Below are 11205 nucleotides of genomic sequence, written 5' to 3' on the forward strand. Positions count from 1 at the left end.
GAATTCTGAAATGAGATGATCCACCTCTTTCAAAAAATTGTGCTGTCTTTCTAGTCAAGTTAAGAAGAATAAGCGACGAGGGGACTATGCCCCCTTTCGATTTTTGGATTGTTGTGAGTAGTCCAAAACCAGCTCTCCGTTTCTTCTACGCTATTACTATAACCCGTTTAAATCAAGAAATATACACAGGCTTTGAGGTCGCATTTTGTGGCAATGTCAAAACAAGCTCAACTGATCTTGGTCTGCTGAATAGTAGTCCATTTCTTCTTGCTTCTTCAAGCGTTCCTCTCGCCGTGATTCATACTCATCAACAAATGACAATGTCTTTCGAATCTCAGTATGCCGCTTTCTTATATAAGATACACTGTAGCCTGTCTCATCTGATATATCGTAAACATCCATGTCATCGATATACTTTAACTTTACAATCTGATTGTCTGCTCCACTGAACGAGTCAATCAATTCCATCAGTTCAATTTTATCTTTTTCGAGCAGTTCCAGTTCATCCTCTATGATTCTGATGCTTTCTTCCAACGATGATGATCTTGAATTTTTTTCAAGGCGCACGTTTGCCAAGTCACCGTTGACCCATCGATCTAATTCCAACCTACTCTTGTTAAGATTCCATTTCATGAAGAGAATTTGCTCTTCTAGGTCTTGATAATTTTTAAGCCACTGAAATCTCACAAACGCCACCCCTTTTATGGTAAAATAATCATGTCAGTGGTCACTTACCCTCAGGGGAGTGGCTTTTTTTATTTCTTTTTTGCGGTTCCGTTCGCCTCTGCTTTTTGCTGGAGCCGACGTTTTTTCTTTTTCACTTTGGATTTTGTCTTTCCCATTTAAAATTTCTCTCCTAACTCCAATTTGTTTTCTAGCGTGCTAGTGATCGTTTCTAGCGCTTTTTTATATTCCTTGACTGTTTGTATATCTGTACCTTCTGCAAGCACGTAGTCACGCTGTATGGCTACGAGAGCTTTCATTAGGTTGCTGTAATGCCCCACAAGTCCTTGCGACTCTCTTTGCGTGCCGTCTTTATCAGTATTCATCAAAATCGATTCCTGATCGTTTCGTCGTACTTTGTTTACAGTGACTTGGTTTGCATCACTAATGATTCGATAATCAAGAACTTTCATGTTCAGCATCGTGCTGACCTCCTATTGTCATATTTTTACGAAATAGGCAAAGTATTAACATTGCACATGTTGATATAATATTTTTCAGCTATTTCGTCGGATTGCCGACTGGCGGTTCTATCAAAGTTTGGTTTTCATGGCTAATATGGGTCTCGTCTCCATATTTTTGGTAGACTGCCACTTCTTCTTCGCTAAGGAATCTAGCCACCATTTTTCGAAATGCGAAGCCACCTGTTACTGCACCTTTTCCTGTCAATTTTGGTTGCTTTTTCCATATAGGTGGGAGTGAAAAATACATTCCGCAATTCTTGACGAGATAGTCCACAGCTTCCTTCCCTGAATTGTGTATTACTACATCTCTCACTCCACCATGCATCAAATCATGATAGTAAGTTATTGCTTTCTTTGCCAATTTATCCTTCTCCCTTCAGTTGGTTATTTTGGTGGATAGTGGAATTACTCAAGGTCTTCATTCTCAAAAACTCTCTTATGGCAATCATCACAATACCACCATTTACCTTCAGTAACTCTTACGCTGTCATACATAGATCCGTTTTCTACTTCTATTGTGTTGCTTGCAAAATAATGTGAAGGACCACTCATGTAATCCTTGCGGTAAAATACCACTCCGCCACAATGCGGGCACTCATTAATTGGTAAATCCACTTGTATAACCTCCTTCAAATTCTTCTCTCTTCTCCACCTTCTAAATAAATGATCCCAGTTTTCTTATTGAGACTTACACTTTCAACCGCTTGATTGCTCCCTCTTTCATATCCGGCATCCTAATAGGTCTTTTCGTAATAACCCACGGTTGATACTAAAACTTCCGCTTCTGGATTAAATTGCAGAATTGGTACTTATTCTTTTGCTTTCATTTGTTAGCCTCCTTAGTAGTCAAAATCATCGGTTCTGGCATAATTTGATCATCTTTCAAAAATTCATTTGAGTAATGCTTTCTTAGTTTTTTATTATTGGTAAATGTTTTCAGCAACCACTGACTCGCTTCGCTTTTGTTCTTGCCAGTGAAATAAATTTTTCCAGTTTGTATTCCTGCAACTTGAATCATCCTGTTCACCTCAAATCATTTTTTAGTTGATTAAATGGATCAGTAACAAGCTGACATCAATAATCTTTTGATCCGTTATTTCAGCGACTACACTGGGTTTCACTCCTTGAGAAAAGAGCAAGCGGGCTTGCTCTATCTCTTCATCAGTCCACGTGAATTTTGCATTCTCAAGGATGATGTTGTATTCTCTCAAGCGCATTATTCTTCAGGAAAAATGATGTCATCTTTTGATTTGGACCAGCTATCCGCAAATGGTGCAAAATGTTGGCGAGCTAATTCTATTTGATCGATTAAAGCAGTCTCAGACAATTCATGATCAGCAGCAATTTCATTCATGCTGTCACCGTCTTCTAAACGAATTAGAACGTCTCTGATATTCACAGTTACATTTTCAGGCAGTTGAAGTGTTGTCGCCTTTTTGATAAATTCATCGATCGTTTCTTTTGAAACAAGAATTTTCACGTTTTCAACTTCTTCTACATCGTCACCCACATCCAGAGAAGTTTGTTCTTCTTTTTTGATTTCAGTTGTACCGTCTGCATGAACAACATACTCAATGTTCGGTTTCTTCGTTTGCTTGTTTACTGGCACACTGTATTCGATTGTTTCTGGTTGAATGACAACAGTCACAGTCGAGCCTAAAAACTCTGTCAGGTTTTCTGTACTTCCTCTAAGAGATCCATTGCTGACAACTAGTAGCACTTCTGTATTTCCATTTGATTTGGATGTTACTTTCTTTAATTCAGGTCTGAAATTTACTTGTTTTGTCATTTTATTTTTCCTCCAATTATTTAACTAAAATTTTTGTCCATGTTTCTCTTTCCTTGATGAATTGACGAATCATAGTTACATCCCGATCAGCAACTGTCACGCTGTCCTTTCTCCCATGATTCCGTCTGTGGAGAAGAATATTTTTCTTGCTTTTATTTTTAAAAGCTCGTAACACTTCCCACTCATTTTTTGGCTGTTCAATGCGATAACCTTTTGCTTGAAGCCATACCATCAATTCTGGTAAATCATTCATTTCTAACAACGTTCGAACTGCCATTACCTTTCCTCCACCATTTTTTTCTTTCTACGTTCAGATTGTCTTTTCCGTTGCTGTCTTGCCGATTCAAAACAATCGACTTCGATAAACTTATTTATTTTCGAGTCAAACTTTGCAAAGATGACTGGAAAACCGTAGCGATGTGCAAACATCTTCATTTTCAACATGGAGATTGCATCTTGATAACCTTTGACATCGACGACTTTTTTTACTTGACCATTTTCATAGATTACAAAATCGGCTCTATAATGGATTGGCGCAATCTTACGTCCATTACATAGAAATCCTTCTTGAAGCAACACATTCTCCTGCATCGAGCAATAAGTTTCTGATAGGGGCATAAAACTCATACCGTTTCGTTTTAACTTCATGTAATAACGTGCTTCTGCTTTTGAATCAAACATGATACCGTCTACTTCGTGTTTTTTGTTTCCGTATTTGCTTCTTGTTGCCATTGGCTATGCTCCTTTTTTAATCTGGCGATGCGGTCTTTCACTTTCTCACCATTCCTATTACAGGCTGGACAAGGTTCGCAAGTTGACCAACCAAGCGATGTCTTGTACCAAATCATCAGTTCATCATTACATCTTAAACAAGTCATTTTGCACCTCTCATCCAATCTTGATTGTTTTTCTTTGGTGTCACTTTTTTCTGAGCAACTACGACTTTAGTTTTTGCATGCTTCCGCTCACGCTTAATTGTCTTGAATATTTCGCCACCACATGTTCTCGCAACTAGTTCAGCAGCTTCGTAGCTCTCGTGGTGATGTGCATGCTCTGCTGAAATGACACCTTTTCCATTTTTGTCTAAGTAACACATTTTCTTTACTACAAATGTCACACTGGATTCCTCCTCTTGTCCTCGGTATTTTTGAATACTGCAATGTTGCCTTTCGTCCCATTCATCACACGAGAGAATACACGCTCGCCGTAGGCATGTTTTAATTGTTTCGACGATAAATTAGTTGTGAAGATGGTAGCTTTGCTTAAACGAGCTTCTGTGAGCGATGTAAGCACATCGACATCATAAGAAGTTGCTTGATTGTTTTCTTCCATTCGTCCAAGTTCAGCCCCTAAATCGTCAATCACGACAAAATCAGATTTTTTTATTTCAGCCATCAATGAACCTGTGATCGCTTTTCTTGCTTCTGGATCATTCATCGCAAACTTTAATTGCTCGAGTAGCTCTCGATAGCTGATAAACGAACAAGATATTTTGTAATTTGATTTTTTCATCACTTCTTGAATAACCGCAGCACCTAAGTGTGTTTTACCCGAACCTGGTCTACCGGTTATCACTGCATGAATTGTGCTACTGTCTACAATTTTTGTAGCCCATTCTTGAGCCATCTGTTTCGCTTGCAAAGTTTCAGCATCAACAGTTTTGTAATTATCGAAATTAAAGGTCCAAATGGCATCGTCCGTAATCATTGAGCTATTCAACATTCGATTGATTGCATCTTTCTTTCTAGCTTCATTTGCTTTCAAAATGGCTTGTTTCTGATTCTTCGAAACCATTTCCCGATAGCCACAAGATTTGTTAATGCAAGTTGGGCCGCATCGATCTGTGCCATCTTTGTTCTTCGCTTTCCATACATATAAGGAATCACTGCAGTTGGGGCATTTGGATTCTGTGATAGTTAGTCCACCATATTGCGCTGCCATTGCGCTTAGTTTTTTATCCATTACCATTCCTCACCTGTTTCTGGTAAATCTTCCGTTGCAATTGTTTGTTGCTTTCGTTTGTCTTTTTGAGCCGTCATCTTGTCAAAATGTTTCCGAAGACTAGTGGGTGACTGAACCACAGTGGACCAAAACTCATGGCTAGTTGACCAAACAATCATGTCTTGAACTTCTTTTCCGGTCCGTTTATCTGATTCAATAGTCAAACGAATTGTATTTGCCCATTTATCCAAATCAGGTTCTTTGATGTTTTGATTTTTTCGAATGAGTTTTAATAAAAGAATCGCTAATTTTTTATTTGGATCATCGTCTGCATACACTCGTGACTTTCGAGTGTTGCGAGGACTATTATTATTATTCTTTACATTCTTATCATTCTTTACATTCTTGTTAGTTGTTAGTTGACTGTTAGTCGTTTGTTGGTTGACGGTTACTTCCTTTGTTAGATCATTTTCTTTTGATTGATAAATCTCCCAATTGACAATGGTTATAAGCCTATTTTGCTTTGTTGATTCATTTGTTAGAAATTCATATTTTTCGAATCTCTTTAGCGCAGTCCTGACATTCTGCATTGAGATGCCTTTACCACATTTCTTTCGAATGCTTTCAAGCGAGGTGACGAATTGACCTGGATTTGCTTTGTAAGGCTCTCCTTGCCATTCCCACTCTCGTTCTTCGTGATTAGCCATTGAAAGAAGAGTAATCAAGATCACTTTTTGTTCAGGTGTAGACTCTTGCCAAATCGGTTTTGCGAGTAGTTGGCGATAAAGCTTTATCCATCCTCCGGTCATTTTTTCACCACCGCTCTATAAATCGTCCATGCTGGTGAATTCAGTAATTGAAAGGTTACCTCTGCAATACTCACATGTGCCGCAAGGTGTCGGCCTTTCTTCGCCATTTTTCACTTTGACAATTCTTTCAATATTTTCTTTTAGCATGATTAGCTCGTAGCTCATCTTATCTTGATCAATCGTTATCAACTTTGCCTCACTAGGCGTTTGCTTCGATACCGCAGCGATGATTGGCATGAACATCTTTCCGTATTGCTGTAAAAGAAGCTCTTGATAGATTGCCATTTGAAGCGCATATCCAAAGTTGACGATAAACGTTTCTCTTGATCCGTAATTTTCATTCCACTTGCGTTCATGCATATCCTTCGTTGTTTTGATATCAACGAAATACCCTTCTTCGACATTCAGACAATCGATTTTTCCTTTCCATGTCGCCCCAAATAATTCGCCAGTTACAATTGTTTCTTTATCGCCTTGATAAATATTTATGAACGCTTCTTCTTGTTTCAATCGCTCAATCATTTGTTCGGCGATCTGGAAATCTTTTAATAGTCCAAAAGGCTTGCGACTAGAAAACATCTTTGATTTATTTTCTTCTTTGAATGCTTCGTGTACCTCTTTTGATTCAAAATACGAATGCACGTAATTCCCAACTAGCAAAGCTTTAGGATCAGATATCGGTTGCCAATCGCCTTTGAGTTTTGCTAATGCCGCCGCTTCACAGTTTATGAATGATTTGTACTGAGAAGTCGACATATGGTGCCAATCCGCTTCGTTGGAATAATAGTTATCTTCAGTGAGTAAAAAATTAGAAAGGGTAGTCGTCGTCATCGAATTCAGGGCCATCGTCTACACCTTCCTCACGTCCGAAATTTGGAACATCTAATAATTCTTCTTGAATTGGTTCGTTAACTTCTTTTTCTATGATTTGAAGAGCTTGTTCGATTTCTGGATGACCAGGTACGTTCGCAATACGAGTATTTTCATCTTGGAAATCGGCAGGGATCACGACGTCTTCTGCTTCTCTTTGAATTGGTTCAACCTTTTTGTTAGAGAATAGCTTCTCTTCAAGCGCTACAACTTGTTTTGGCTGTGGTGTAACATCTTTACGTTCATCATCAAACTCGTTTTCTAAAGTGTCTTTTGCTGCTTGAACTATTAAATCATTGTCGTTACTTGTGTTGATCAATGATTTAGCTGCTCGATTGATTACCGTTCGTTTAGCCATTTCCTCCGGAAATTCCTTTTGAGGTCCTGAACCTTTCATTTTGGATTTCGTCCAACTTTGATCGATTTGTTTTTTGGTCATGACTGTCGTAATTTCTTTGCCATTCGCTAACTTGATAACTACATAAGCCGCAACAATTTCATTGTCTAAATTCTCAAACTTCGTTTCGTGTTTAGTGACAACCATGTTTGGTCCATTCATGCCAACCTGAAAATCATCACCTTGTCGCACTACTACAGGCGTAATATCAGCTCCGCCAGTCACACGGTCAAGAACTGCCATCGTTCCAAAATACGAACGCATCAGCTGAACCTTGTTTCCATATTTGATGAAATAGCATTGTTTTTTCGCCGGAGATAATCCTTGAATGACCATATCTAGAAGTGCATTAGAAATCGATGTTTTCATTTCCTGATTAGTTGCCGCCATCTGTAACAGATTTCCGCCTGTATTATTTGTCAGTTCGAAAAAAGCACTCTTCAAAGCATTTTGTGGACTATATCCTGGTGGCATTTCTAAACCTTGCTCTCGAAGCCTTTCTAGGTTTCCAATCACCTGTTCATCTAGTGAGCGTTGTGTTGTTTGTGTTAAATCATTAGCCATATTTATTTCCCTCCCAGTACAATTTTTGGAAAATGTTGTTGAACGTATTCCAGAATATCCTCTTCTTGTACATAGCCATCTTCAGTTAAATAGCAGACATCGCCTTGATGCAAAGGATTGTCTTGCCAATCTGTGGCTACTGGCTTAGCTGTTAATGGTTGTTGCCTTGCACCTAATGAATCAAAATCATTCATATTTTTCACCAGAGTAATAGATCATTTTTCTTAGATCATTTTCAAGTTCTTCAATACGTTTCTCCACTGATTCGATAACAATCTTCCTTATTTCTTCTTGAATATCTTTGATGCCTAAGTCACCTTCAAGCTGAACTTTGTGCCATCTACTTTGCATTTCACCTTGAAAAAAAGATCTTCCTAAATATTGTGTTGGAATACCGACTTCAATATCAGTCATCAGCTCATTGAGGTTGTTCAGTGCTGGCGACTTAAAACTGATAAGTAGGTCTTCTGCTTCGTTGATTTGATCAATAATATGCTCCATTTTTAAAATTTGTTTTTTGGCTACGTCCTTAGCACTCATTTACTTACCTCCTAAAATTCCCAAAATAGTTTCAACGTGTCATTGTCTTGTTCAATGCTAGATACACCCTCTGTTTCTAATGCTGCTAAAAATGAAGGTGTTAGCCCTTTTGAACGAACCGTGCAACTCGTTTGACCATAACTTGCAGCAGTCAAAATCTTTTCTTGGATATCTTGTTGAGCTTTGTCCATCATTGCTTCAAAAATATCATCGCCTAAACCTTTTACTGAGATCATTTGCGGACACCTCTTATTTCTTTAGCTAGTTCCTCGAAAAAGCCTATAAAGTCATCAAATATTTTTTCTGCATCCTCGTCAGTCATTTCTTGTTCAATGCCGAATTTCTCACAAATATTTCGATGTCCCGGACAATCGCAATCGCTCTGTTGCAGTACTTTTTCCATTTGTTCGTATTGTTCTAGAACTCCTATACCTGTCAACAATTCGTGACCGCCTTGGGCGATAGCTATGTTTCCTTCTGAATCTACGATGCTTAGTGACATACCTGCATTTTCTGTTTTTAGCTCATCTACTAACTCTTTAATTAAATTTTTGATTTTTTCATTCATTATGATAAACTCTCCTTGTAATTAGTATTTTTCAGGACACGATCATGCTTGCCGGCGGTCGTGTCTTTTTTTAGTGTGTGCATCAAATCATCACTTTCTATAAAATGGCAAAAACAACTGACAATAAAATGATGTTTAAAACTAAACTGATATAGCAAAGTGCTTGTAGCTGACGAACTTTGTAAATTGGTTCTTTGTGCTCAGCAATTGATGCAAGCAGCATTTTGCTACTCGAACGCTCAATGATTGGTTTTCTTATTTGCATAATTGACTTCCCTTCCATTCAAATATCTAAACAACGCTATACTGCTAAATCGCCACTCTCTTCCAACTTTTGCTGCAGGAACTTTTCCTAGCTCAGCATCTTTAGTTAGTGTTCTTGTGGTAGTTTTCAAGTATGCAGCAGCTTCTTTGGTATCCCAGATTTCATTTTTTATCTCAGCCTCTGCTAAAGAAGCTTTGAGATCTGCGATGTTTACTAAAGTTAGATGTTCCATCGGTTAACCTCCTATCTGAACTACTTTTCTTTCCAGACTCCATACTTAATGGAGAAGTCCTTCACTACAGACAAATAGACATGTCGAATTTCATAGTATGAACAGTAATTTTCCTTGATCCTCCAAACTCTGTATCGTCATGTACATTTTTGGTAATCACGGTAAAATCAACGTTCTCAGCGAATCCATATTCTATAATTCGTTCAAGCCATTTTTTGTATGGTGTTGCCACCTCTAAAAAGTCATGCAACTCTCTACCGCTTACCAATTGGTCATTGTTCTCGTTGTTGTTACTTCGATTAATTTTTTCATTTGTTCACTCATTCTAAAAACGAATAAAATAGTTTATTTTTCAGTTATTTTAATTTATTTTTTATGTTTTCTTTCTAAAATAACTAGTAAACTCGTTTTTAGTTCCAAAAAAAATATCAGATGTATTAACGTAATAAATACTCGGGATCATCTGTACATATTTTTGTTTCATTTTATTTGAATCCTTCTCCCAACTAGCTAAAGTTTGATAATTCACACCGAATTTCTCAGCAGCTTCTTTTTGAGATAGGCCAGCTAACACTCGGGCCGCTTCTAGTGAGATTCTTTTACTCAAATCATAACCCCCCTTTCGTTAACTAAATGATAAACGAGTTTACTCGTTTTGTAAAGATTTAAATTCGTTTTTTTAATTAAAAAACGAGGTTATTTAAATGTTTACTCATTGAAAAAAACGAGAATATTCGTTATAATCGCATTAATACCAATATCGAAAGGAGTTAATAATTCATGGGAAGACCAACATTAAATAACTTCGAAAAAAAATTACGTGAAGATATATCAAACAATCTTAAAAGAATTACTAAAGGTAAGACTCAGGCACAAATTTCTGAAATTACCGGAATTCCAACTTCTACAATTTCTGGGTATTTTGCAAAAAGATCAACAATCAAAGAAGAGAATTTAATTAAAATTGCCAAGGCATTTAACGTTGATAAATCAGATATTGATCCAAGATATTCGAGAGAATACAATTATTTAAATTTAAAAAAAGAGGTGCTTGACGGATTACAAGAGAACAACGAAAATTTTGTCTCTGAAAAATTTGAAGAGTTAGCCAAAAAAGCAAATGAAACAGGGATGAACTTGACCCGAACCAAGACGGACAGAGGAAAAATCATGTCAATTCTTTCGAGTGATATCCAAGAGTACAACTTTTTTGATACATCAGTTGCTGCGGGAGTTCCCACTTCTGTAGAAGCGTTTGATAAAGATTATATTGAACAAATTGCAATTCCTGACTGCGCTATGGGCAAGTACGCTGGATACCAAGAAATTTTCTTTACAAAAATAAACGGAGATTCAATGAATAATGTAATACCAAACGGTTCGTTGATAGCCGTTAAAAAAATAAATAGTTGTGAAGAGTTAAAGGACGAGGATATAGTTGTTTTTAGCAATGATAATGAGTTCTCTGTCAAAAGATACATTAACGATGAACAGAATAAGCGAATAATCTTCAGACCGGATTCAGATAACATCTCATTTACTGATATTGTAGTGAATTATGAAGACACAAAAACTTTGCAAATTTATGGAAAAGTTGTTGTTTATATTGTTCATATGTAGTAAAGAAAAAAAGCCCGTGCAGCAACACGGACTAAAGATCTCATTTCTAAGATCCTACAAATAAATCATATCATAGAAATGAGAGTTAAAAACATGGACTTGGAGAAAGAACGAATTAAAGTAAATTGTAATTTTTGTAAGAAAGATTTCATTTTAACTTTCCACACAAATCAGTGTCCTAATTGCAGAGGAAAGTTTCCTCCTGAAGAGATACATCAAATTTTTTACAACCATGAATCAAGATTAGTGAACTCTAAACTATATCAAGCTGGAGAAAAAATACAGAAATCTGGTGAACGTATAGGACAAACCGGAAATTTTATTTCTCAAGTTGGTTGTTTTATATTTATGTTGCCAATAGGGTTATTATGTTTATGGTTCCTGATAACAATGTTTAAATAAAAAACACGCCCCACCGACCAA

At 37.1% G+C, this 11205-nt stretch carries 22 protein-coding genes; 1 reads left to right on the forward strand and 21 read right to left on the reverse strand.

Annotation, left to right across the window (positions count from 1 at the left end; genetic code table 11):
* Positions 1 to 216: 216 nt before the first annotated feature.
* The 21 genes from IGL24_RS12730 to IGL24_RS12830 all read right to left on the reverse strand — a co-directional run bounded on the left by IGL24_RS12730 (position 217) and on the right by IGL24_RS12830 (position 9769).
* On the reverse strand, positions 217 to 687 hold the full coding sequence (locus IGL24_RS12730) for a hypothetical protein (RefSeq protein ID WP_086316263.1): 471 nt from the start codon (positions 685 to 687) through the stop codon (positions 217 to 219).
* A 155-nt stretch (positions 688 to 842) separates the two neighbouring features.
* The gene (locus IGL24_RS12735) at positions 843 to 1145 is read right to left on the reverse strand and encodes a hypothetical protein (RefSeq protein WP_429968474.1); all 303 of its coding nucleotides are present in this window, start codon (positions 1143 to 1145) and stop codon (positions 843 to 845) included.
* Positions 1146 to 1224: 79 nt separating this feature from the next.
* Positions 1225 to 1548 (reverse strand): hypothetical protein, encoded by a 324-nt coding sequence (locus IGL24_RS12740; RefSeq protein ID WP_429968475.1) that lies wholly within the window; start codon positions 1546 to 1548, stop codon positions 1225 to 1227.
* A gap of 44 nt (positions 1549 to 1592) precedes the next feature.
* Positions 1593 to 1802, reverse strand: coding sequence for a hypothetical protein (locus tag IGL24_RS12745; protein ID WP_429968476.1), 210 nt, complete (start codon positions 1800 to 1802; stop codon positions 1593 to 1595).
* 208 nt (positions 1803 to 2010) lie between these two features.
* The gene (locus IGL24_RS12750) at positions 2011 to 2205 is read right to left on the reverse strand and encodes a hypothetical protein (RefSeq protein ID WP_429968477.1); all 195 of its coding nucleotides are present in this window, start codon (positions 2203 to 2205) and stop codon (positions 2011 to 2013) included.
* Positions 2206 to 2403: 198 nt separating this feature from the next.
* Entirely contained in the window at positions 2404 to 2976 is a 573-nt protein-coding gene (locus IGL24_RS12755; protein WP_301357794.1) for a hypothetical protein, read from the reverse strand.
* Positions 2977 to 2992: 16 nt separating this feature from the next.
* A complete protein-coding gene (locus tag IGL24_RS12760; protein WP_429968478.1) occupies positions 2993 to 3253 on the reverse strand; it encodes a hypothetical protein in 261 nt (86 codons plus the stop codon).
* A complete protein-coding gene (locus IGL24_RS12765) occupies positions 3253 to 3708 on the reverse strand; it encodes a DUF1064 domain-containing protein (protein WP_429968480.1) in 456 nt (151 codons plus the stop codon). The genes IGL24_RS12760 and IGL24_RS12765 overlap by 1 nt, the downstream gene beginning before the upstream one ends.
* A 142-nt stretch (positions 3709 to 3850) precedes the next feature.
* The gene (locus tag IGL24_RS12770) at positions 3851 to 4093 is read right to left on the reverse strand and encodes a hypothetical protein (RefSeq protein WP_429968481.1); all 243 of its coding nucleotides are present in this window, start codon (positions 4091 to 4093) and stop codon (positions 3851 to 3853) included.
* Positions 4090 to 4938, reverse strand: a complete 849-nt coding sequence (locus IGL24_RS12775) for an ATP-binding protein (RefSeq protein WP_429968482.1) — start codon at positions 4936 to 4938, stop codon at positions 4090 to 4092. Before IGL24_RS12775 ends, IGL24_RS12770 begins: the two co-directional genes overlap by 4 nt.
* On the reverse strand, positions 4938 to 5726 hold the full coding sequence (locus IGL24_RS12780) for a hypothetical protein (RefSeq protein ID WP_429968483.1): 789 nt from the start codon (positions 5724 to 5726) through the stop codon (positions 4938 to 4940). The genes IGL24_RS12775 and IGL24_RS12780 overlap by 1 nt, the downstream gene beginning before the upstream one ends.
* Before the next feature lie 15 nt (positions 5727 to 5741).
* On the reverse strand, positions 5742 to 6572 hold the full coding sequence (locus IGL24_RS12785; protein ID WP_429968484.1) for a PD-(D/E)XK nuclease-like domain-containing protein: 831 nt from the start codon (positions 6570 to 6572) through the stop codon (positions 5742 to 5744).
* Positions 6535 to 7557 carry a recombinase RecT gene (locus IGL24_RS12790; RefSeq protein ID WP_429968485.1) on the reverse strand — a complete coding sequence of 341 codons (1023 nt, stop codon included), beginning with the start codon at positions 7555 to 7557 and terminating at the stop codon, positions 6535 to 6537. The genes IGL24_RS12785 and IGL24_RS12790 overlap by 38 nt, the downstream gene beginning before the upstream one ends.
* A gap of 2 nt (positions 7558 to 7559) precedes the next feature.
* The gene (locus IGL24_RS12795) at positions 7560 to 7751 is read right to left on the reverse strand and encodes a hypothetical protein (RefSeq protein ID WP_317742729.1); all 192 of its coding nucleotides are present in this window, start codon (positions 7749 to 7751) and stop codon (positions 7560 to 7562) included.
* Positions 7744 to 8097, reverse strand: a complete 354-nt coding sequence (locus IGL24_RS12800) for a hypothetical protein (protein ID WP_317742728.1) — start codon at positions 8095 to 8097, stop codon at positions 7744 to 7746. Before IGL24_RS12800 ends, IGL24_RS12795 begins: the two co-directional genes overlap by 8 nt.
* Before the next feature lie 11 nt (positions 8098 to 8108).
* A complete protein-coding gene (locus IGL24_RS12805; RefSeq protein WP_429968486.1) occupies positions 8109 to 8333 on the reverse strand; it encodes a hypothetical protein in 225 nt (74 codons plus the stop codon).
* Positions 8330 to 8665 carry a hypothetical protein gene (locus tag IGL24_RS12810; RefSeq protein ID WP_429968487.1) on the reverse strand — a complete coding sequence of 112 codons (336 nt, stop codon included), beginning with the start codon at positions 8663 to 8665 and terminating at the stop codon, positions 8330 to 8332. Before IGL24_RS12810 ends, IGL24_RS12805 begins: the two co-directional genes overlap by 4 nt.
* A 97-nt stretch (positions 8666 to 8762) precedes the next feature.
* Positions 8763 to 8930, reverse strand: coding sequence for a hypothetical protein (locus IGL24_RS12815; RefSeq protein ID WP_429968488.1), 168 nt, complete (start codon positions 8928 to 8930; stop codon positions 8763 to 8765).
* Positions 8905 to 9162, reverse strand: coding sequence for a helix-turn-helix domain-containing protein (locus IGL24_RS12820; RefSeq protein ID WP_429968489.1), 258 nt, complete (start codon positions 9160 to 9162; stop codon positions 8905 to 8907). The genes IGL24_RS12815 and IGL24_RS12820 overlap by 26 nt, the downstream gene beginning before the upstream one ends.
* Positions 9163 to 9226: 64 nt before the next feature.
* Positions 9227 to 9394 carry an antA/AntB antirepressor family protein gene (locus IGL24_RS12825; RefSeq protein ID WP_429968517.1) on the reverse strand — a complete coding sequence of 56 codons (168 nt, stop codon included), beginning with the start codon at positions 9392 to 9394 and terminating at the stop codon, positions 9227 to 9229.
* Between the two features lie 141 nt (positions 9395 to 9535).
* Positions 9536 to 9769: a helix-turn-helix transcriptional regulator gene (locus IGL24_RS12830; protein WP_429968490.1), complete on the reverse strand. Its 234-nt coding sequence runs from the start codon at positions 9767 to 9769 to the stop codon at positions 9536 to 9538.
* Positions 9770 to 9942: 173 nt separating this feature from the next.
* Here IGL24_RS12830 and IGL24_RS12835 point away from each other — a divergent pair, with 173 nt between their 5' ends.
* Positions 9943 to 10782: an XRE family transcriptional regulator gene (locus IGL24_RS12835; RefSeq protein WP_429968491.1), complete on the forward strand. Its 840-nt coding sequence runs from the start codon at positions 9943 to 9945 to the stop codon at positions 10780 to 10782.
* Positions 10783 to 11205: the final 423 nt, after the last annotated feature.

The organism is Enterococcus sp. DIV2371 (assembly GCF_050498525.1).
Lineage (GTDB): Bacteria > Bacillota > Bacilli > Lactobacillales > Enterococcaceae > Enterococcus_B > Enterococcus_B mangumiae.

Excerpts from the sequence above, each read along its gene's own strand:
- IGL24_RS12755 (WP_301357794.1), bottom strand. The coding sequence starts at position 2,976 with ATGACAAAACAAGTAAATTTCAGACCTGAATTAAAGAAAGTAACATCC.
- IGL24_RS12810 (WP_429968487.1), bottom strand. The coding sequence starts at position 8,665 with ATGAATGAAAAAATCAAAAATTTAATTAAAGAGTTAGTAGATGAGCTA.
- IGL24_RS12805 (WP_429968486.1), bottom strand. The coding sequence starts at position 8,333 with ATGATCTCAGTAAAAGGTTTAGGCGATGATATTTTTGAAGCAATGATG.
- IGL24_RS12795 (WP_317742729.1), bottom strand. The coding sequence starts at position 7,751 with ATGAATGATTTTGATTCATTAGGTGCAAGGCAACAACCATTAACAGCT.
- IGL24_RS12760 (WP_429968478.1), bottom strand. The coding sequence starts at position 3,253 with ATGGCAGTTCGAACGTTGTTAGAAATGAATGATTTACCAGAATTGATG.
- IGL24_RS12735 (WP_429968474.1), bottom strand. The coding sequence starts at position 1,145 with ATGCTGAACATGAAAGTTCTTGATTATCGAATCATTAGTGATGCAAAC.
- IGL24_RS12765 (WP_429968480.1), bottom strand. The coding sequence starts at position 3,708 with ATGGCAACAAGAAGCAAATACGGAAACAAAAAACACGAAGTAGACGGT.
- IGL24_RS12815 (WP_429968488.1), bottom strand. The coding sequence starts at position 8,930 with ATGCAAATAAGAAAACCAATCATTGAGCGTTCGAGTAGCAAAATGCTG.
- IGL24_RS12800 (WP_317742728.1), bottom strand. The coding sequence starts at position 8,097 with ATGAGTGCTAAGGACGTAGCCAAAAAACAAATTTTAAAAATGGAGCAT.
- IGL24_RS12780 (WP_429968483.1), bottom strand. The coding sequence starts at position 5,726 with ATGACCGGAGGATGGATAAAGCTTTATCGCCAACTACTCGCAAAACCG.
- IGL24_RS12790 (WP_429968485.1), bottom strand. The coding sequence starts at position 7,557 with ATGGCTAATGATTTAACACAAACAACACAACGCTCACTAGATGAACAG.
- IGL24_RS12835 (WP_429968491.1), top strand. The coding sequence starts at position 9,943 with ATGGGAAGACCAACATTAAATAACTTCGAAAAAAAATTACGTGAAGAT.
- IGL24_RS12775 (WP_429968482.1), bottom strand. The coding sequence starts at position 4,938 with ATGGATAAAAAACTAAGCGCAATGGCAGCGCAATATGGTGGACTAACT.
- IGL24_RS12785 (WP_429968484.1), bottom strand. The coding sequence starts at position 6,572 with ATGGCCCTGAATTCGATGACGACGACTACCCTTTCTAATTTTTTACTC.
- IGL24_RS12750 (WP_429968477.1), bottom strand. The coding sequence starts at position 2,205 with ATGATTCAAGTTGCAGGAATACAAACTGGAAAAATTTATTTCACTGGC.
- IGL24_RS12820 (WP_429968489.1), bottom strand. The coding sequence starts at position 9,162 with ATGGAACATCTAACTTTAGTAAACATCGCAGATCTCAAAGCTTCTTTA.